Origin of the sequence: Streptomyces cinerochromogenes (genome assembly GCF_014648635.1) — a bacterium.
GTDB lineage: Bacteria > Actinomycetota > Actinomycetes > Streptomycetales > Streptomycetaceae > Streptomyces > Streptomyces cinerochromogenes.
In genome coordinates this window covers 64318-82562 of sequence record NZ_BMRM01000010.1, presented here as the reverse complement: position 1 = coordinate 82562, position 18245 = coordinate 64318, and the positions used below count along the sequence as shown (strand labels likewise).

At 72.9% G+C, this 18245-nt stretch carries 19 protein-coding genes and 1 pseudogene; 11 read left to right on the top strand and 9 right to left on the bottom strand.

All coding sequences use genetic code 11. The features are described from left to right. The first annotated feature begins 223 nt into the window (after window positions 1-223). Window positions 224-775, top strand: a complete 552-nt coding sequence (locus IEZ20_RS20425; RefSeq protein ID WP_229896154.1) for a zinc metalloprotease — start codon at window positions 224-226, stop codon at window positions 773-775. Further along, complete coding sequence (locus IEZ20_RS20420) at window positions 772-1443, top strand: hypothetical protein (RefSeq protein ID WP_189300752.1); 672 nt, start codon at window positions 772-774, stop codon at window positions 1441-1443. The genes IEZ20_RS20425 and IEZ20_RS20420 overlap by 4 nt, the downstream gene beginning before the upstream one ends. A gap of 63 nt (window positions 1444-1506) precedes the next feature. On the opposite strand, the gene IEZ20_RS20415 is transcribed toward IEZ20_RS20420, so the two are convergent. The 3 genes from IEZ20_RS20415 to IEZ20_RS20405 form a co-directional block, all read right to left on the bottom strand. Further along, window positions 1507-2229, bottom strand: a complete 723-nt coding sequence (locus IEZ20_RS20415) for a hypothetical protein (protein ID WP_229896153.1) — start codon at window positions 2227-2229, stop codon at window positions 1507-1509. Then, window positions 2229-2738 carry an RNA polymerase sigma factor gene (locus IEZ20_RS20410; protein WP_189300750.1) on the bottom strand — a complete coding sequence of 170 codons (510 nt, stop codon included), beginning with the start codon at window positions 2736-2738 and terminating at the stop codon, window positions 2229-2231. The genes IEZ20_RS20415 and IEZ20_RS20410 overlap by 1 nt, the downstream gene beginning before the upstream one ends. Window positions 2739-2850: 112 nt before the next feature. Continuing rightward, complete coding sequence (locus IEZ20_RS20405; RefSeq protein WP_189300748.1) at window positions 2851-3579, bottom strand: lysophospholipid acyltransferase family protein; 729 nt, start codon at window positions 3577-3579, stop codon at window positions 2851-2853. Between the two features lie 221 nt (window positions 3580-3800). Between IEZ20_RS20405 and IEZ20_RS20400 the strand changes: the two are divergent. The 4 genes and pseudogenes from IEZ20_RS20400 to IEZ20_RS20385 all read left to right on the top strand — a co-directional run bounded on the left by IEZ20_RS20400 (window position 3801) and on the right by IEZ20_RS20385 (window position 6936). Next, a pseudogene (locus tag IEZ20_RS20400) lies at window positions 3801-4201 on the top strand (thioredoxin family protein). A gap of 208 nt (window positions 4202-4409) precedes the next feature. Beyond that, window positions 4410-4919, top strand: a complete 510-nt coding sequence (locus IEZ20_RS20395) for a flavin reductase family protein (RefSeq protein ID WP_189300744.1) — start codon at window positions 4410-4412, stop codon at window positions 4917-4919. Between the two features lie 216 nt (window positions 4920-5135). After that, window positions 5136-5921, top strand: a complete 786-nt coding sequence (locus IEZ20_RS20390) for an electron transfer flavoprotein subunit beta/FixA family protein (protein WP_189300742.1) — start codon at window positions 5136-5138, stop codon at window positions 5919-5921. Window positions 5922-5973: 52 nt separating this feature from the next. Then, the gene (locus IEZ20_RS20385) at window positions 5974-6936 is read left to right on the top strand and encodes an electron transfer flavoprotein subunit alpha/FixB family protein (protein ID WP_189300740.1); all 963 of its coding nucleotides are present in this window, start codon (window positions 5974-5976) and stop codon (window positions 6934-6936) included. A gap of 65 nt (window positions 6937-7001) precedes the next feature. Here the strand turns inward: IEZ20_RS20385 and IEZ20_RS20380 are convergent, their stop codons facing one another. Further along, window positions 7002-7907 (bottom strand): endonuclease/exonuclease/phosphatase family protein, encoded by a 906-nt coding sequence (locus IEZ20_RS20380; RefSeq protein ID WP_229896152.1) that lies wholly within the window; start codon window positions 7905-7907, stop codon window positions 7002-7004. A gap of 212 nt (window positions 7908-8119) precedes the next feature. Between IEZ20_RS20380 and IEZ20_RS20375 the strand changes: the two genes are divergently transcribed. Further along, window positions 8120-9418, top strand: a complete 1299-nt coding sequence (locus IEZ20_RS20375; protein WP_189300737.1) for a DUF6986 family protein — start codon at window positions 8120-8122, stop codon at window positions 9416-9418. 96 nt (window positions 9419-9514) lie between these two features. Here IEZ20_RS20375 and IEZ20_RS20370 read toward each other — a convergent pair whose 3' ends face one another. After that, the gene (locus IEZ20_RS20370; protein ID WP_189300735.1) at window positions 9515-10564 is read right to left on the bottom strand and encodes a LacI family DNA-binding transcriptional regulator; all 1050 of its coding nucleotides are present in this window, start codon (window positions 10562-10564) and stop codon (window positions 9515-9517) included. A 356-nt stretch (window positions 10565-10920) separates the two neighbouring features. Here IEZ20_RS20370 and IEZ20_RS20365 point away from each other — a divergent pair, with 356 nt between their 5' ends. Both IEZ20_RS20365 and IEZ20_RS20360 read left to right on the top strand, forming a co-directional pair. After that, entirely contained in the window at window positions 10921-11874 is a 954-nt protein-coding gene (locus IEZ20_RS20365; RefSeq protein ID WP_189300734.1) for an ROK family protein, read from the top strand. A gap of 248 nt (window positions 11875-12122) precedes the next feature. Next, window positions 12123-12398 (top strand): hypothetical protein, encoded by a 276-nt coding sequence (locus IEZ20_RS20360; protein WP_189300731.1) that lies wholly within the window; start codon window positions 12123-12125, stop codon window positions 12396-12398. A 92-nt stretch (window positions 12399-12490) separates the two neighbouring features. Here the strand turns inward: IEZ20_RS20360 and IEZ20_RS20355 are convergent, their stop codons facing one another. The 3 genes from IEZ20_RS20355 to IEZ20_RS20345 all read right to left on the bottom strand — a co-directional run bounded on the left by IEZ20_RS20355 (window position 12491) and on the right by IEZ20_RS20345 (window position 15884). Then, window positions 12491-14590: an NPCBM/NEW2 domain-containing protein gene (locus IEZ20_RS20355; protein WP_189300729.1), complete on the bottom strand. Its 2100-nt coding sequence runs from the start codon at window positions 14588-14590 to the stop codon at window positions 12491-12493. 152 nt (window positions 14591-14742) lie between these two features. Continuing rightward, window positions 14743-15516, bottom strand: a complete 774-nt coding sequence (locus IEZ20_RS20350) for a maleylpyruvate isomerase family mycothiol-dependent enzyme (protein WP_189300727.1) — start codon at window positions 15514-15516, stop codon at window positions 14743-14745. Next, window positions 15513-15884 carry a hypothetical protein gene (locus IEZ20_RS20345; protein WP_189300724.1) on the bottom strand — a complete coding sequence of 124 codons (372 nt, stop codon included), beginning with the start codon at window positions 15882-15884 and terminating at the stop codon, window positions 15513-15515. Before IEZ20_RS20345 ends, IEZ20_RS20350 begins: the two co-directional genes overlap by 4 nt. A gap of 231 nt (window positions 15885-16115) precedes the next feature. Between IEZ20_RS20345 and IEZ20_RS20340 the strand changes: the two genes are divergently transcribed. Continuing rightward, window positions 16116-16307, top strand: a complete 192-nt coding sequence (locus IEZ20_RS20340) for a hypothetical protein (protein WP_189300722.1) — start codon at window positions 16116-16118, stop codon at window positions 16305-16307. Between the two features lie 154 nt (window positions 16308-16461). Continuing rightward, on the top strand, window positions 16462-17505 hold the full coding sequence (locus tag IEZ20_RS20335; RefSeq protein ID WP_189300720.1) for an NUDIX hydrolase: 1044 nt from the start codon (window positions 16462-16464) through the stop codon (window positions 17503-17505). On the opposite strand, the gene IEZ20_RS20330 is transcribed toward IEZ20_RS20335, so the two are convergent. Beyond that, complete coding sequence (locus tag IEZ20_RS20330; RefSeq protein ID WP_189300718.1) at window positions 17475-18209, bottom strand: MBL fold metallo-hydrolase; 735 nt, start codon at window positions 18207-18209, stop codon at window positions 17475-17477. The genes IEZ20_RS20335 and IEZ20_RS20330 overlap by 31 nt on opposite strands. Window positions 18210-18245: the final 36 nt, after the last annotated feature.

The following is an 18245-nucleotide window of genomic DNA, read 5'->3' as shown; positions in this document are numbered from 1 at the left end:
CTAGGTCCCGATCACAGGCGGCATCACGGTGCAGCCGGTCAACGGGGGATTCACAAGGGGGAAATCAGCTTTTTCCGGGGCGCGTAGACCTTCCGCGTCCCCTTCCTTTCGCGTCCTTTTCGCGACCTGACACCCAGGACACGGGTGTATCGCGCTGCGCCGCCGTGGAGAGATCCGGGTTCGTACCCGGCCGTGCCGCCTGCTCAATTCACGGGGAGAACAGTTGAATCGAAGAATCGCACGAGTCTCACTCGGCATCGGCACGTCCGCCGCGCTGGCCGTCGCGGGCACGCTGGCCGTCTCGGCGCCCGCCCAGGCGACGTACTACAGCGGGGGCATGCCCACGCGGTCGTTCAGCGTCAAGACCGTCGGCGTCAACGGCGAGTGGGTGAAGTACTTCGACACCGCTCGCGGCAACTGGAACAACGCCGGTGTCGGGGCGAGCATCAAGCGCAAGTCCAGCGCCAAGCCCAGCTTCACCGCCGGCAACTACAGCCAGAGCTGGTACGGCCTGTACGCGCCGTCCGGAACGCGGGCTCACCGCTCCTTCCAGATCAAGGTCAACGCCAGCACCCTGTGGCGGGACACCGGGAACATCCCCAAGTACGACAAGTGGGTCCGCAGCACCAGCACCCACGAGCTGGGGCACGCCCTCAGCCTCGCCGACAACCCCAACACGAGCAAGGTCTCGCTGATGAAGCACAGCCGCGACCGCTCGAAGGTGCAGACGCCGCAGCCGTACGACAAGTCCGAGGTGAAGAGGATCTACCGATGAACGTGAGACGGAACATTCTCGTCACCGGTACGGCGGTGCTCGCCGCGTTCGCCGCCGTCGGCTGCTCCGCGGAGGGCACCTCCACCCACGGGGCGAAGTCCGGGGCCGCCCCGGACGCCGTCACCTACCACGCGGACTACCCGGCGTACTCCTCGCTGGACGACGTCATCAAGCAGTCCGACGCCGTCGTCGAGGGCACCGTGGTCAGCAGCCGGGTGCAGCGGGTGCTGCCCGACGCGCCCGCCGGTGACAACCCCGCCACCAACCCGCAGGCCGGCCTCTCGCCCGCCGAGGCCAAGGAGGCCAAGAAGGAGGCGGAGGCCAACCCGGTCATCGTCACCGTCTCCACGGTGAAGGTCACCCGGACACTCTCCGGGAAGGTCTCCGCCGGCGACACCATCGAGGTCAGCCAGCTCGGCGGCACCTACAAGGGCGTGGCGTACCAGGAGACGGACACCACCCTGCTCGCCAAGGGTGCCAAGAAGTACGTGCTGATGCTCGCCGCCCACGGCAAGAACCCGTACGACCTGCTCAACCCCGAGCAGGCGCTCTACACGGTGAAGCCGGACGGCACGGTAAAGGCCGTGTCGGTCGGCGGCTTCACCGGCGCGGGCAAGGTCGACCAGCTGGCCGCCAAGGCCGGCCGGATCGCCAGGAACGCCCGGTAGGCACACCGCACGCAGCACACCGGCCGGTGCGCCACGGAACCGTCCGTGGCGCACCGCGCCGTCTCAGCGGCCCCGCGCCGTGAGCCGGAGCGCCTCACGCACCCCCGGACTCAGGGCCACCCGGTTGCCCTCTGCGGGCACCGCCGCTCCGCCCTCGACCTCGTACCAGCCCTGCGTGGTGTTCACCAGGACGTAGCGCCCGCCCTCGCCCTTGTCGAGCAGGAGCACGTACTCCTTACCGGCGGTGAGGGCGGCGGTCTCCGGACCCGTGCCGGGGGTCGTGTACGACACCTCGACGGAATCACCCGGCGTCCTGCCCTTGGCGGTCGCCAGCACCTGTGCCGTGGCCACCGTCGTGCGGACGTCGTCGACGGTCTCCTCGTGCCCGGCGCCGAGCCGCGCCCGCACGATCACGTCCGCCGCCCTCTCCAGCTCGGCCGTGGACCCGAAGGAGGGTTCGTCGGCGAGGGCGCCGCCGCCCGCGGCCTCACCCTGACCGGCCGGTCCGCTCCGCGCACCGGCCCGGTGGCCGCCCGGCCCGGCCGGGTCGCCGTGAAGACTGAGGAAGGCGACACCGGCGAGGGCGGCGGCGGCTCCGCAGGCGACCACGGCCACCAGCGCGCCCCGGCGGGGCGACCGGCGGGGCGACCGGCGGACGGCGGCGGGAGGCGGGGCGCCGTGGGGGCCGACCAGCGCGGAGAGTTCCTCGGCGGCGCGTGCCGACAGGGTCCCCTCCGTCGTGCCCGGTACCGGGTCGGCGTTCGCGATCAGAGACTTGACACGCATCACACTGGCTCCTGAGGCAGATCGTAGACGGCACGGAACGCCTTGCGTGCTCGGTGCAGCCGGACCCATACCGCGGACGCGCCGCAGCCGAGGACCGCGCCGGTTTCCGCCGCGCTCAGCCCGTCCCAGTAGCTCAGCAGCAGCACCTCGCGGTGCGCGGCGGGAAGCCGGTCGAGGGCGTCGAGCACGGCGTTGTCCCGGTCCGACGCCGGAGCGCGGCCCATCGTCTCGGCGATGGCGCGGTGGATCTCCGACAGGCGTGCCAGCGAGCGGTGGTGGTTGCTCAGCAGGTTGCGCGCGGTGACGAACAGCCACCCGGTTCCCACGTCCTGGCCGTCCGTCATGCGCTCCCACGCGGTGCGGAAGACCTCGGCGGTCAGTTCCTCCGCCGCTCCTCGGTCGCCCGACCGCCGGTGCACGTACGCGCACACCCGCGGATGCTCACGGGTGTACAACGCCGTGAACCGCGCGGCCAGCTCACCGTCGCTCCGGGTCTTCAGGGTCTGCACACCTCTTACATGTCTGCGACCCGGTGCATCCTTACCGATCCGTTCGGGAAATTTCCGGCTGACGCGGCGTCACCCGGCCCGCCGGGTGTCACGTCAGGCGCCGGCCGGTGGCTCAGCGGGCCTCCGCCGTGCGCAGTTCCTCCGACGTCGGCGCCGTGCCGCCCAGGTGGGCGGGGAGCCACCAGGAGTCCTCGGGGCCCTTGGGGCGGCCCGGGTAGGCGCGCTGGGCGGCGTCCAGGAGTTCCTGGACGCGCTCGCGCAGCCGGCGCGTGATGGCACCGGCGTACTGGTCGCGGGGCGCCTCCACCGGCTCGCCCACACGGATGGTGACGGGGAGGTGGTCGCGCCGGAAGTTGCGCGGGTGGCCCTTCGTCCACAGCCGCTGGGTGCCCCACACCGCCATCGGGACCAGCGGGACGCCGGCCTCCTGGGCGAGGCGGGCCGCGCCCGACTTGAAGCCCTTCAGCGTGAACGACTGCGAGATGGTCGCCTCCGGGAACACCCCGATGACCTCGCCGGAGCGCAGCGAGTCCAGCGCGTGCGCGTACGCCGCCTCGCCCTGCCCGCGGTCCACCGGGATGTGCTTCATCCCGCGCATCAGCGGTCCGGACACCTTGTGCCGGAAGACCGACTCCTTCGCCATGAACCGCACCAGGCGCTTCTGCGGCAGGGCGGCCAGGCCGTTGAAGATGAAGTCCAGATAGCTGATGTGATTGCTGACCAGCACGGCGCCGCCCGAGCGCGGGATGTTCTGCGATCCCTGGCAGTCGATCTTCAGATCCCAGACCTTGAACAGCGTCTTGGCGAAACCGATGACGGGACGGTAGACCAGCTCTGCCATGGGCGGGGTGGACCCTTTCTGCTCTGCTCGGGAAAGGGGATCCCGGCGGGAAAGTTACGCAGCCGTAGGTTTACGGCGTCTCGCAGATCGTGCCCGAAGAACGGACGGGTAGCCAGTCCTGGTGCCCCGCGTCGGCGAGATCCTCGTCACGTCGGCCTACAGCCCGTGTCGTATCTTTAAGTCCCCTTTACGCCCGGAGGTATGCCGGGCGGCCGGCGGGAATCTTTGCCGTCCTGCGCGTGCTGGTGCTGAGGACGGCCGGACACGGGCATGGACGGCGGAACGGGAGGACGCGGTGCGCGGGCGTGACGACGGCAGGCGGCTCGGGGCGGCCGAACTCGGCGGCGAACTGGGGGAGCGCGCCACGCTGGTGCAGTTCTCCAGCGCCTTCTGCGCACCCTGCCGCGCCACCCGGCGCGTCCTCGGCGAGGTCGCCGGACTGGTCCCGGGGGTGGCCCACGTCGAGATCGACGCCGAGGCCCACCTGGAGCTCGTGCGCGACCTGGAGATCCTGAAGACGCCCACCGTCCTGGTGCTGGACGCCGGCGGCCGGGTGGTGCGGCGTGCCACCGGCCAGCCCCGCAAGGCCGATGTCATCGCCGCCCTGGGGGAGGCCGTGTGAGCGGGTTTCAGGGAATCGTGAGACATCTTCCAGATCCCGGAACGCGCTTGACTGCACACACCACCTATCGTCAGCCTGACCGTATGCCGATCGAACTCCTTCTCTACGGACGGGTCCACGTCGACCTCGCCCGCACCGCGAGTGCGCGCTGTCCGGGCTGCTGAGCAGCTACGGACCCGTTTCTCCTCCCTCGCAGAAGGACAACTCCATGACGGCCACACCCGACCTCGGCACTCCCCGGCTCGCCTCGCCCGAACTGCTGCGCTCCACCTTCCGCCGGCACGCCGCCGGTGTGGCGGTGATCACCGCGCGCGGGGCCCGGGGCCCGGTCGGCTTCACCGCCACCTCCCTGACCTCCGTCTCCGCCGAGCCGCCGATGATCTCCTTCGGCATCGGCACCGGCGCCTCCAGCTGGCCCGCGATAGCCGAGGCCGACCACGTCGGCGTGCACATCCTCGGCGAGCACCAGAGCGAGCTGGCCGCCACCTTCGCCCGCAGCGGCGCCGACCGCTTCGGCGCGCCGACCGCCTGGCAGGACGGTCCGGAAGGCGTGCCGGTGCTGGACGATGTGCTCGCGTGGCTGGTCTGCCGGATCGTCGGGCGGGTCCCCGCCGGTGATCACCGCATCGTGCTCGCCGAGGTCGTCCTCGGCGATCCCTCCGGCGCCGGCCGCCCGCTCCTCTACCACCAGGGCCGCTTCAACGGCCTGCGGGATTGATCACGCTCCGGCCTCCTGCGGAGCCGTCGGGTTCCGGTTACGCTGCGTTGCGAAGGTCACAGTTCAAAGCGCTTGCTTAGCGGGCATGAACTGGGTGTACTGACGAGTAATATTTCGTTCGGAGCGCGCGGACGCCCCGACCGGGATCGGCCGCTTGAGGCGCCTATGCTGCCTCCAAGAGGCAGCCCGAAATGACGATGCAGTAGGAGAGCCGGCGTGAGCTTGAGGATCGTTGTCACTGTGAAGTACGTGCCCGACGCCACTGGCGACCGGCACTTCGCCGATGACCTGACCGTCGACCGCGACGACGTGGACGGTCTGCTCTCCGAACTGGACGAGTACGCGGTCGAGCAGGCCCTCCAGATCGCGGAGAACGCGGACGACGCCGAGGTCACCGTCCTGACGATCGGCCCGGAGGACGCCAAGGACGCCCTCCGCAAGGCCCTCTCGATGGGTGCCGACAAGGCCATCCACGTCGAGGACGACGACCTGCACGGCACCGACGCCATCGGCACCTCCCTGGTGCTGGCCAAGGCCATCGAGAAGGCCGGCTACGACCTGGTGATCTCCGGTATGGCCTCCACCGACGGCACCATGGGGGTCGTCCCGGCCCTGGTCGCCGAGCGCCTGGGCGTCCCGCAGGTCACGCTCCTGTCCGAGGTCTCGGTCGAGGACGGCACGGTCAAGGGCCGCCGCGACGGCGACGCCGCCTCGGAGCAGCTCGAGGCGCAGCTCCCTGCGGTCGTCTCGGTGACCGACCAGTCCGGCGAGGCCCGCTACCCGTCCTTCAAGGGCATCATGGCGGCCAAGAAGAAGCCGGTGCAGTCCTGGGACCTGTCCGACCTGGACATCGAGGCCGAGGAGGTCGGCCTGGACGGCGCGTTCACCAAGGTCGAGGCCGCGACCGAGCGTCCGGCCCGCACGGCCGGCACCATCGTCAAGGACGAGGGCGAGGGCGGCAAGCAGCTCGCTGAGTTCCTCGCGGGCCAGAAGTTCATCTGAGGCCCGCCCCCGCTGACCGCCCCTCAACTTCGTTTCGCAGGAGAGCAATCCCATGGCTGAAGTCCTCGTCTACGTCGACCACGTGGACGGTGCCGTCCGCAAGCCCACCCTGGAGCTGCTGACCCTGGCCCGCCGCATCGGCGAGCCCGTCGCCGTCGCCCTGGGCAACGGCGCCGCCGACACCGCCGCCACGCTCGCCGAGCACGGTGCGGTGAAGGTCCTCACCCACGACGCGTCCGAGTACGCCGAGTACCTGGTCGTGCCGAAGGTGGACGCCCTGCAGGCCGCCTACGAGGCCGTCTCCCCGGCCGCCGTGCTGGTCCCGTCCTCCGCCGAGGGCAAGGAGATCGCCGCCCGTCTGGCGCTGCGCATCGGCTCCGGCATCATCACCGACGCCGTCGACCTGGAGGCCGGCGACGAGGGCCCGGTGGCCACCCAGTCGGTGTTCGCCGCGTCCTTCACCACCAAGTCCCGTGTCGTCAAGGGCACGCCGGTCATCACGGTCAAGCCGAACTCGGCCGCCGTCGAGGCCGCCCCGGCCGCGGGCGCGGTCGAGGCCCTGTCCGTGACCTTCTCGGACAAGGCGACCGGCACGAAGATCACCGGCCGTACGCCGCGTGAGTCGACGGGCCGCCCCGAGCTGACCGAGGCCGCGATCGTGGTCTCCGGCGGCCGCGGTGTGAACGGCGCCGAGAACTTCTCGATCATCGAGGCCCTCGCCGACCAGCTCGGCGCGGCCGTCGGTGCCTCGCGTGCCGCCGTCGACGCCGGCTGGTACCCGCACACCAACCAGGTCGGCCAGACCGGTAAGTCGGTCTCGCCGCAGCTGTACATCGCCAACGGCATCTCCGGTGCGATCCAGCACCGCGCCGGCATGCAGACCTCGAAGACGATCGTGGCCGTCAACAAGGACGCCGAGGCCCCGATCTTCGAGCTGGTCGACTTCGGCGTGGTCGGCGACCTCTTCGACGTCGTCCCGCAGCTGACCGAGGAGATCAAGACCCGCAAGGGCTGATTCCCCCGGCGCTGTCAGGCGTACGAGGCCCCCGTGACCGCGGCGACGGTCACGGGGGCCTCTGCTCATCCCAGCGTCAGCGTGGCCTGCACCGGCAGGTGGTCGCTGGGGAGCCGCCCGTCCACCGAGAAGGTGTTCACCGAGGCCCGGTGTGCCGTGGCGCCCGCCGAGGCGAGGATCCAGTCGATGCGGTCGCCGTCCGGCGTCAGCGGCTGGTAGCCGTGGAAGGTCCCGTACGGCGCGCCGCGCTCGGCCGCCGTGTCCCAGGTGTCGGCCAGGCCGGCGCCCAGCATCGTGTCGTAGACCGGGTTCCGGTGGGCGGCGGCGTTGAAGTCACCGGTGACGACGAGCGGCAGTGACCGGTCGAGCCCCGCGATGCGCTGCGTGATCAGCGCGGCGGCACGCGCGCGTGCGTTCTGGCTGCGGTTGTCGAGGTGGGTGTTGAGGACGTAGAACTCGCGGTCGCCGTCGAGCCGGTCCCGGAAGCGGACCCAGGTCACCATCCGGACGGAGCCGCCGCCCCAGGTGTTGGACCCGATCACGTCCGGCGTGTCGGAGAGCCAGAAGTGGTCGTACTCCTGCGGGGCGAGCCGGCGGGTGTCGTAGAGGACCGCGGCGAACTCGTCGCGGCTGCCGCCCGCGCGTCCGGTGCCGATCCAGTCGTAGGGCCCTCCCAAGTCGGCCTCGATGTCGCGCAGCTGCTGGTAGAGGCCCTCCTGGGTGCCGAGGACGTGGGGGCGCTCGCGGTGCAGCAGGGCGCGCGTCACAGGCCTGCGGGTGGCCCAGCTGTGGGGCTCGGCGGTGCTCGCGTAGCGGAGGTTGAACGACATCACGCGCAGCGGACGGCCGGGCCGTCCGCCCGCCGACGCGGGGCCGGCGGAGAGTGCTGTACTGGACAGGGGGACGGAGATCGTGGCCGCCAACGCGGTCCTCAGGCCCATGCGGCGCGTGACGCGGCGGGGGATCGGCACGGGTGCTCCTTCTGCGACGGCTTCCGGGTGACGCGTAGCTGATGCGCTGTGCGAGAGCAGGGTGCGGCCTGGAGGCTGCCAGACGGAGGTGAACGTGCCGAGGTGCGCCGGTGGAGCGGACGGAAGGCGGTGTTGACCAGCGGGAAGGTTGCCGGATAACTTCGCTATACGGATTGTTGATTCCGTACAGCGGAAAGCTTGGAGGGTGTGGGATGGGTCAGCAGGAGAAGGTGGCGACAAGCCTCGCGGGCGCCGTCAGCGAGGAGATCAGCGCCTCCCTCGCACCGGTCGACGCTCAGCTGGAGCGCCGCTACCCCGGGGACCCCGGCACCCGGCAGCCCGTCCACACCGTGTACGTCCCCGGTGACGCCTTCACCGCCGGCACCATCCGCTCCTGGGGCGACCAGGCGCTGGCCCTGCTCGACGAACACGCCCCGGACGCCTCCTCCTTCGCGGCGGTCCTCGGCCTCCCCGACGAGCTGGCCGAGGCGGTCCACTCCCGCGTCCGCGCCAAGCTGGAGCGCGAGCCGATCGAAGACCTGCGCGTCGACTTCGAGGACGGGTACGGCCCCCGTCCCGACGCCGAGGAGGACGAGACGGCGGCCCGCGCGGCCCGCCTGATCGCGCAGGCGTACCGGGACGGCACGGCGGCGCCGTACATGGGCATCCGCATGAAGTGCATGGAGGCCCCCGTACGCGACCGGGGCATCCGCACCCTCGACGTGTTCCTCACCGGCCTGATGGAGGCCGGCGGCCTGCCCGAGGGCCTGGTCCTCACTCTGCCCAAGGTGACCTACCCCGAGCAGGTCGGCGCCTTCGTACGGCTGCTGGAGGCCTTCGAGAAGGCGCACGGCCTGGACGCCGGGCGCCTGGGCTTCGAGATCCAGATCGAGACCAGCCAGGCCATCCTCGCCACCGACGGCACCGCCACCGTCGCCCGCATGATCCAGGCCGCCGAGGGCCGCGCCACCGGGCTGCACTACGGCACCTTCGACTACAGCGCCTGCCTCGGGGTCTCCGCCGCCTACCAGGCCAGCGACCACCCGGCCGCCGACCACGCCAAGGCGGTCATGCAGGTCGCGGCGGCGGGCACCGGCGTGCGCGTCTCCGACGGCTCCACCAACGTCCTCCCCGTCGGCCCGACCGCCAAGGTCCACGACGCCTGGCGGCTCCACTACGGCCTCACCCGCCGCGCCCTCGCCCGCGCCTACTACCAGGGCTGGGACATGCACCCCGGCCACATCCCCACCCGCTACGCGGCCGTCTTCGCCTTCTACCGCGAGGGCTTCGAACAGGCGGCGGCCCGGCTCACCCGGTACGCCAACCGGGCCGGCGGCGACGTCATGGACGAACCCGCCACCGCCAAGGCCCTCAGCGGCTACCTGCTGCGCGGCCTGGACTGCGGCGCCCTGGACATCGCCGAGGTCGCCCGCCTCACCGGCCTCACCCGCGCCGACCTGGAGTCCTTCGCGTCCCCGCGCCGCGGCGGCCTGACGGCCTCCGCCCAGTAGCGGCCCGGACCGCGCCCCGCCGGACCGGTGTCCGGGAGGCGGGGCGCGGTGCCTTTGGGCGGATCCGCGGGGCCCGCTCCGCCGGAGCGGGCCTGTTCAGTCGGCGGGCGGCAGTTCGCCCGAGCCGCGGGTGATCAGGCGGGTCGGCAGTTCGATGCGCTCGGGTGCGACGAGGGAGCCGTCCAGCTGGCGGAAGAGACGCTCGGCGGCGGTACGGCCCAGGGCCGCGGCGTCCTGGGCGACGACCGTGACGCCCGGCTGGAGGAGATCGGCCAGCTCGATGTCGTCGAAGCCGACGAGCGCGACCCGGCGCGACTGCTCGGCCAGCACCCGGATCACGGTGACCGTCACCCGGTTGTTGCCGGCGAAGACCGCCGTGACCGGGTCCGGAGCGGACAGCATCTCCTCCGCGGCCCGGCGCACCCGCTCCGGGTTCGTCGCCCCCAGGGACATCCACCGCTCCTCGACGGCTATGCCGGCGTCCTCCATCGCCGCCCGGTAGCCGCGCAGCCGCTCGGCCGCGGTGTGGATGCGGGGCATGTCGCCGATGAACCCGATCCGGCGGTGGCCGTGCGCGATGAGGTGGGCGACGCCGTCGCGGGCGCCGCCGTAGTTGTCGGACAGGACCGCGTCGGCCTCGATCCGGCCGGCCGGCCGGTCCACGAACACGGTCGCCACGCCGGCCCTGATCTCCGGCTCCAGGTAGCGGTGGTCGTCCCCGGCGGGGATCACCACGAGACCGTCCACCCGGCGCGCGCACAGCGCCAGCGCCAGCTCCTGCTCACGCTCGGGGTCCTCGGCGCTGGAGCCGTTGATCAGCAGGGCGCCGTGGGCGCGGGCCACCTCCTCTACGGCCCGGCTGAGCGGGCCGTAGAACGGGTCCGCGAGATCCTCCAGGACCAGGCCGATGCTCGCCGTCCGGCCCTTGCGCAGCACCCGGGCGCTGTCGTTGCGGCGGAAGCCGAGCGCCTCGATCGCCTCCTGCACCCGGCGCTCGGTGTCCGGGGTGACCCCGGGCTCGCCGTTGACCACCCGGGAGACCGTCTTGAGCCCGACCCCGGCGCGGGCCGCCACGTCCTTCATGGTCGGGCGGTTGCCGTACCGGTTCCCGGGAAGGCGGTCTGCGCGGCGGGTGGTCTCGGGCACGATGCGTCTGTCCTGTCTCTCGTCCGTCTCGCCGACGGTCCCTCGTCCCTCGCGGCCCACGGACCTCTCGTCCGTCCCGTCGACCGGTCCTCGCCCCGTCGTCCGGGCTCGTCCGGCTCGGCCGTGGGCTCGTCCGGGTCGCGTCCGGGGCTCGTCCGTCGGCTCGACCGGGTTCTGTCCGGGAGGGGGTGCGGGATCCGTGGGCTTGTATGAGGATGTGGCGTCGAGCATAGAGCCTGGACAACGTTGTCAGATGCGCGAGAGACTGTCCACCGCTTTCTCCGGCCTGCGCCCCCACCGCTTGACCGGCCTGCCTTTCCTTGGTTCTCAAGCTTCAACGGGGAGATCTGACTCTGATGCACACCGACCTTGTGGCGGCCCTGGACATCGGCGGCACCAAGATCGCCGGCGCGCTGGTGGACCGCGCCGGACGGATCCTGGCCAGAGCCCAGCGCGCGACGCCCGCCCAGCAGGACGGCGAAACGGTCATGCAGGCCGTGGCGGAGGTGCTCGGCGACCTCGCCGGGTCGCCCCTGTGGGGACGCGCGGGCTCCGTGGGCATCGGCAGCGCGGGCCCGGTGGACGCCTCGGCCGGCACGGTCAGCCCGGTGAACGTGCCGGGCTGGCGCGGCTTCCCCCTGGTCGACCGGGTCCGCGAGATCACCGGGGGCCTGCCGGTGGAGCTGATCGGCGACGGGGTCGCGATCACGGCGGCCGAGCACTGGCAGGGCGCCGCGCGCGGCCACGACAACGCGCTGTGCATGGTGGTCTCGACGGGGGTCGGTGGCGGCCTGGTGCTGGGCGGCCGGCTGCATCCCGGACCGACCGGCAACGCCGGGCACATCGGTCACATCAGCGTCGACCTCGACGGCGACCCCTGCCCGTGCGGTTCGCGCGGTTGTGTGGAGCGCATCGCCAGCGGGCCCAACATCGCCCGCCGGGCCCTGGAGCAGGGCTGGCTCCCGGGCCCCGACGGTGACACCTCGGCCGCCGCGGTGGCCGCCGCCGCCCGCGCGGGCGACCCGGTCGCCGTGGCCTCCTTCGAGCGCGCGGCGCGGGCGCTGGCCGCCGGGATCGCGGCCACCGCGACCCTGGTCGAGATCGACATAGCGGTGATCGGCGGGGGAGTCGGCAAGGCGGGCGACGTCCTGTTCACGCCGCTGCGCAAGGCCCTCACCGACTACGCGACCCTCTCCTTCGTGCGGCGGCTCACCGTCGTACCCGCGCAGACCGGCACCGACGCCGGCCTGGTCGGCGCCGCCGCGGCAGCGCTGACCCGCGGCCGGGAGGTGCCGGCGGCCGCCGGCTAGCGGGTTTCGTCCGAACCTTCCCCGCTCGCAGGCCGGACCTTCCCCGCTCGCAGGCCGGACCTTCCCCGCTCGCAGGGGGGAGCGCGAACCAGTTCCGGGGGCCGGGCGGTTCGCACGTGCGCCGCACGAGCCCGTCGAGCCCCTTCACCACCTCTGGCTTCCGGGTCACCGGCAGGACCTCCGGGTACGTCACGTGACGATCAGTCGCGCTGAGTGACCCGCTCGCGCCCCGTCCGGAAGGAACCCTGATGCTCAAGCGTCTCGCCGCAACCGTCGGGGGCCTCGCCCTTGCCCTCGGCGGTGCCGTGGCCACCGCACCGGCCGCCCACGCGACGCCGCAGGCCTGCTTCTACGAGGTCCTGCAGTCGCATCCCGGAGCCGATCCCGCCGTGGTCGAGGAGGCGTGCCTCACCGCGGCCGACGGCAGCCCGGAGAGCGTACGGGCCTGCTACTTCCAGCTGCGCCGGGAGTACGTCCCCGCGCAGCTCGCCCTGGACGCCTGCCGGCGCGCCTCCCAGGAGTAGAGGGGCCGGGGGCGGCACGCCGGCGGGCCGTGCGGCCGCCGCCGAGTCGGTCCGCGACCGGCTGCGCGGTGTGCCGCCCCTGCCCCTGGGGTTCAGCAGACGAGCCGCGCGTTCGCCCAGTCCGCGTGGTCCGAGTCGATGCCGTCCCCGCCGTCGGTGACGACGAGCCGGACCACCTGGGCGCCGCTGATGTCGGCACTGAGCGGCTGGGCGGACAGCGCGTTGGTCAGGACACCCGTGGCGGCGGCCTTGGTGCCGTCCGCCCAGATCTCGAAGGCGACGGTGCCCTTCGTGCCCTTCTCGTCGTCCACGCCGACGTCCGCCGTGACCTTCTCGCAGGCCTTGCCGGTGTAGAAGGAGAGGTCGCTGAGCGCGTGGACGCCGAGCCCCTTGGCGTACACGGTCCCGCCGATGGTGAGCGGGGCGCCGTCGCCCGCGGCGCTCTCCCCGTTGCTGGTGTCACGCTCCACGGGCCCCCAGCCGTTGCTCGCCGACAGCCAGGGCAGGTCGCCGAGGTACGACGTACCCTCGGGCGGCGCCGTGACGACGGACGCGGTCAGCGGGACGCTGCCGGTGACCGCCGTGCCGGACGGTGAGCGGTACCTCGTGCGCAGCGTGAGGGCGTAGGAGCCGGCCGGGGTGCCGGCCGGGGCGGTCACCTGCCAGCCGGTGCGCAGGGTCGCGCCGGTGGCGAGGGCGGGTGCCGAGGTCGCCGAGGTGGCCCGTACGGTCCAGCCGGCGGGGCCGGTCAGCGCCACGGACACCTGCCGCGCGGCCGTGCGGCCCAGGTCGGTGACGGTGCTGGTCAGCGCGGCCGGGGTGGCCGCCTCCAGCAACGGGCTGCCGTCCAGGCCGAGTTCGACGGCGGGCGGATGGGCGGCCCAGCGCGGGTCGGCCGAGACGCGCAGCAGGACGGTGCCGTGCGCCGGGACGGTGGCGGCGATGGTGCCGGCGGTGTTGTACGAGCGGTGCTGCCACAGGTCGCGCAGGGTGTAGCCGTCGGCGCCGGGCAGGCCGACGGCGCTCGCGGTGGTGGCGATCCGCTGGGCGGTGCCGGACTCGTTGAACAGGGCCACGGCGCGACTGCCGTCCTTCATCTCCTTGGCGACGACCCAGCGCCCGCCCGCGGAGGAGACGACCACGCCCTGTCTGCCGAGCGGGTCCTGGTCGACGGCGATGACCTCCTTGTCGCCCAGGATGTCGTAGGTCGCCTGGGAGGCCTTGCGCAGGTCGGTGCCGATGAGCAGCGGCGCGGCCATCACCGACCAGAGCGAGAAGTGCGAGCGGTACTCGGTGTCCGTCATGCCGCCGTTGCCGACCTCCAGCATGTCGGGGTCGTTCCAGTGGCCCGGTCCGGCGTACGGCGCGAGGGGCAGGTTCTGCTTGAGGATCGACAGCATCGAACTCCAGCTGTCGCTGATGTCCCCGGTGGTCCGCCACAGGTGGCCGACGTCCGAGGCCCACTGCCAGGGCTTGTTCTCGCCCCATTCGCAGATGCTGTAGACGATCGGCCGGCCGGTCGCCTTCAGCGCGTCCCGCATGGTGCGGTAGCGCTGACGGGCGTCCACGCCCTGGTTGTTGCAGTTGTCGTACTTCAGGTAGTCGACGCCCCAGTCGGCGAACTGGCGCGCGTCGCTGTACTCGTGGCCGAGCGCGCCGGGGAAGCCCGCGCTGTTGCAGGTCTTGCTGCCGGCGCTGGTGTAGATGCCGAGCTTGAGGCCCTTGGCGTGGACGTAGTCCGCGACCGCCTTGATCCCGTGGGGGAAGCGGGCGGGGTCGGGCACCAGCTTGCCGTTCGCGTCGCGGTCCGGCAGGGCCCAGCAGTCGTCCAGGTTGACGTACTGGTAGCCCGCGTCCTTCAGCCCCTTCTGCACGAAGAGGTCCGCGACGCCCTTGACCATGGACTCGTCGAACTCGGCGCGGCAGTGCGTGGAGTTCCAGTTGTTGAAGCCCATCGGCGGGGTGAGCGCGAGGCCGTCGGCGAGGGCGGGGGCGGCCGGTGCCGCGGGGGTCCGGGCGGGGGCGGCGAGGCCGGGGGCGGCCAGGGCGGGGGCGGCCAGGCCCGCCGCGCACAGCAGCCCCGCGGTCAGGGCTCCGGCCACTCTTCGGCGGGTGGTGCGGGTGGTGCGGGTGGTGCTGGTGGTGTGGGTGGTGTCGGTTGTGTGGGTGGTGCGGGTGTGAGGGTGACGCATCGTTACGTTCCTCCGACTCGCGAAACCGGATGACGGCACGTACGGCATGTACGCGTCATCGATGCGCGTTTACGGTAGGACGTGTCGGACTGTGTTGGAAGAGGGGCGTCAGGGAGGGCGGAAAGGATGTTCGGATCTGTTCGCTTCGGGTGCTACGACGCGTCAGTGACCCTGCCCCAGCCCGGCAGCGGCGGCTGGGGCCAGGCGGGCGGCCGGGGCAGCGGCTCGGCCGGGCCGTCGACGACCAGTCCCTCGGCGGGCAGCCGGCCGGTGAGCCAGCCGAGCAGCCGGTGTCCCTCCCCGGAGACCGACGGGCCCTCCGTCGCGAGGGACCAGCGCCGGCCGAGGTCGCCGGCCGCCACGGAGGCGAGCGGGAACCCCTGCTCCCGCAGCGTCCCGAGGGTGTCGTCCAGCGCCCAGCGGACGTACCGCTCCGGCCAGTTCCCGGTGCCGTACCCGAGAGCCAGGTCCAGGTGATGCGTCTCCAGCTCGCGCAGACAGCGCAGCAGCAGGTACCAGGCGGGGTGGCGCCAGCCGGCCGGTGCCGGGACGAGCCGGTCCCAGGCGGAGGCGGGCGCCGTACGGGCCTCGGCCGTGAACCGGTCGAGAGCGTCCCGCAGCAGGGCGGCGAGCCGGCCGGCGGGCAGTACGGCGTCCCGCTCGACCGCCGCGGCCAGTGCCGCCGCGTCCGCGCGCGGACCCGGCTCACGGCCGGTGCGCGCGAGCCGCAGCAGCCGGACGTAGGCGTCCACGCTGTGGCGGACATGCGCGAGCACATGACCGCGGGTCCACGCCGCCAGTCCCGAGGGGGCCCGCAGCTCCTCCCCGGACAGTCCGGCCGCGCTCCGCACGAGCCGCTCGCCCGACCGTACGACGTCCTCGACGTACCCCCCGGCCGCGGCGCCGGAGGCGGGGGCGCCGTTCACGCGTGCTCCTCGGCCGGGCGGAACGTGCGCACGACCTCGATGCGGCCGACGATGTGCGCGTTGAACTCGTCCAGTTCCTCGGCCGGCACCCACAGCTCCAGGATGGTCTCGCCGCCGGCCTGCCGGACCGGGTACCGGGCGAGGAAGGCGCTGTCGACCTCGAAGCGGGTGACGAAACCGGCGCCGTCGTGCCGGACGTTCCAGTCCCGGGCGATGCGGACCGCGTAGTCCTCGTTGAGCACCGGATAGAAGATCGGCTGCTCCGGAAGCCGCGGCGGCCACGCCCGCCACCCCAGCTCGCGGACCAGTTCCAGCTCCACGGGCCCTGTCGGACGCCAGAGCGTGGTGGTGGGGCGGGGGCTGGTCATGGCTGTGGCCCTTCTGCGGTCGCCTCGGACGGTCCCGGCGCCACCGGGCCTCCCGGAGACTATCCGCTGGGTGATCACCGGGCCACGAGGTTTCCCGCGCTCACCGTGGAGCGGAAGGCTACGGCCGCCGCGCCTCACGGACGCGTGACGAAACCGCCGCACCTGACGGACGCGTGGACGAAACCGCCGCGCTCCGCGTGACTCCTGGCGGCCCGTGCAGTTGATCAGGGCATGAAGAAGCGCAGCATGCTCGCCATCGCCACCCTCGCCGCCGGATTCGTCGTGGCCGCCGTCACCCCTTCCCACGCGGCGGACCACGGGCCGCTCGGCGACCTCAACGTCTCGGACACCCTCGACGGGGCCGGCCACCTCGTGGCCCAGGACAGCCTCGACGTCGACCACCACGCCCTCGGGGACGACTGAGCCGACGGCGTACGGCGTGCGTGCCGGTGCTCCCCGCCGCCCGGGGGCACCGGCACTCCCGTGCGCGCGCGGACAGGCGCCCTCAACGGGAGGGGGTTTCCGTGGCAGGGTGGAGCGGGCAAGCCTCAGGGGGCCAACAGAAGAGGGGGAGTCCGTGACCGTCGTCTGGATCAACGGCGCGTTCGGTGCGGGGAAGACCACCACGGCACGCGAACTGATCGAACTGATCCCGAACAGCGCGCTCTTCGACCCCGAGGTCATCGGCGGGGCGCTCACGCACCTGCTGCCGCCCAAGCACCTCGCCGAGGCAGGCGACTTCCAGGACCTGCCGATCTGGCGCCGGCTGGTGGTCGACACCGCCGCCGCGATGCTCGCCGAACTGGGCGGCACCCTCGTGGTGCCCATGACCCTGCTCCGCCAGGAGTACCGCGACGAGATCTTCGGCGGTCTCGCCGCCCGCCGGATCGCCGTGCACCATCTGCTCCTCGCCCCGGCCGAAACGATCCTGCGCGAGCGGATAGCCGGGCGGGAGGCCCCGCCCGACGAACCCGACGGCGATCTGCGCACACGGCAGTGGTCGTACGACCGGATCGAGCCCTACCGCGCCGCCCTCGCCTCCTGGCTCACCGCCGACGCCCACCCGGTCGACACCAGCGACCTCACCCCGTACGAGACCGCCGTCCGCATCGCCGAGGCCGTCGGCAGCGGTGCCGTACCCGCGTGCGACATCGTGCAGACCCCCGAGCCGACCGCCGAGACGCTCGCCGCCGGGGTGCTGCTCTTCGACGAGCAGGACCGGGTGCTGCTCGTCGACCCCACCTACAAGCCCGGCTGGGAGTTCCCCGGCGGTGTGGTGGAGCGGGGCGAGGCGCCGGCCCGCGCCGGGATGCGCGAGGTCGCCGAGGAGACCGGGATACGGCTCCAGGAGGTGCCCCGGCTGCTCGTCGTGGACTGGGAGCGGCCCGCCCCGCCCGGATTCGGCGGGCTGCGGCTGCTGTTCGACGGCGGCCGGCTGGAGCCCGGCGAGGCCTCCCGGGTGCTGCTGCCCGGCCCCGAGCTGCGCGCCTGGCGGTTCGCCACGGAGGAGGAGGCCGCCGGGATGCTGCCGCCGGTCCGCTACGAGCGGCTGCGCTGGGCCCTGCGCGCCCGGGAGCGGGGCAGCGCGCTCTACCTGGAGGCGGGGGTGCCGGTCGGCTGATCCGGCGCGGCACCGAGCGAGCGGAGCACGGCGGAGGCGCCGGACAGCACCGGGTCGCCGTGGCCGAAGCAGGCGACCTCCGCTCCGAGTTCCGCCAGCCGCCGTATGGAGGCGAGGAGCAGGGCGCGGTCCAGGTTCAGCACCCCCGGGACGGGCGTGCCGTCGGCCGGGGCCGCCGCCACCGTGTCGCCGGTGAAGAGCACGCCGTGCGCGGGCAGGAACACCGCGATGCTGCCGTCGGTGTGCCCGGGGATGTGCAGCACGCGGGCGCCGCCGCCGAAGCCGAGCACGTCGCCGTCGGACAGTTCGGTGAGCGAGGGCGGCGGCAGCGGGGGACCCGGGGGCAACTGCCGCAGGGCCGCCGCGTGCAGGGGCCGCTCCCACTCCTCCGTCCGCGGCTCCGGGCCCGGACGCTCCCCGCGGACGAACGGGGCGTCCAGGCGGTGCGCCAGCACCTCGGCCCCGCTCAGCGCGGCGAACTCGCCCGCCCCGCCCACGTGGTCCTCGTGGAAGTGGGTGAGCACCACCCGTCGTACGTCCCGGGGCGTGTGCCCCAGCGCGGTGACCGCGTCGGCGATCGGCCGGCCCGCGCCGATCGGGCCCGCGTCGATCAGGGTCAACTCCCCGTCGTCGCGCCAGAGATAGGCCTGGCCGACGGGGAAGCGGAGCAGGTGCAGCCGGGGCAGCAGTTCGATGACGTCCATGTGCCGACCGTAGGGAGGACCCCCGCCCGCGGGCGA

Bases quoted from the DNA above. Each gene is read 5' to 3' on its own strand.
- IEZ20_RS20420 (WP_189300752.1), top strand. From the start codon at position 772: ATGAACGTGAGACGGAACATTCTCGTCACCGGTACGGCGGTGCTCGCC.
- IEZ20_RS20415 (WP_229896153.1), bottom strand. From the start codon at position 2,229: ATGCGTGTCAAGTCTCTGATCGCGAACGCCGACCCGGTACCGGGCACG.
- IEZ20_RS20405 (WP_189300748.1), bottom strand. From the start codon at position 3,579: ATGGCAGAGCTGGTCTACCGTCCCGTCATCGGTTTCGCCAAGACGCTG.
- IEZ20_RS20395 (WP_189300744.1), top strand. From the start codon at position 4,410: ATGACGGCCACACCCGACCTCGGCACTCCCCGGCTCGCCTCGCCCGAA.
- IEZ20_RS20385 (WP_189300740.1), top strand. From the start codon at position 5,974: ATGGCTGAAGTCCTCGTCTACGTCGACCACGTGGACGGTGCCGTCCGC.
- IEZ20_RS20375 (WP_189300737.1), top strand. From the start codon at position 8,120: ATGGGTCAGCAGGAGAAGGTGGCGACAAGCCTCGCGGGCGCCGTCAGC.
- IEZ20_RS20365 (WP_189300734.1), top strand. From the start codon at position 10,921: ATGCACACCGACCTTGTGGCGGCCCTGGACATCGGCGGCACCAAGATC.
- IEZ20_RS20360 (WP_189300731.1), top strand. From the start codon at position 12,123: ATGCTCAAGCGTCTCGCCGCAACCGTCGGGGGCCTCGCCCTTGCCCTC.
- IEZ20_RS20355 (WP_189300729.1), bottom strand. From the start codon at position 14,590: ATGCGTCACCCTCACACCCGCACCACCCACACAACCGACACCACCCAC.
- IEZ20_RS20345 (WP_189300724.1), bottom strand. From the start codon at position 15,884: ATGACCAGCCCCCGCCCCACCACCACGCTCTGGCGTCCGACAGGGCCC.
- IEZ20_RS20340 (WP_189300722.1), top strand. From the start codon at position 16,116: ATGAAGAAGCGCAGCATGCTCGCCATCGCCACCCTCGCCGCCGGATTC.
- IEZ20_RS20330 (WP_189300718.1), bottom strand. From the start codon at position 18,209: ATGGACGTCATCGAACTGCTGCCCCGGCTGCACCTGCTCCGCTTCCCC.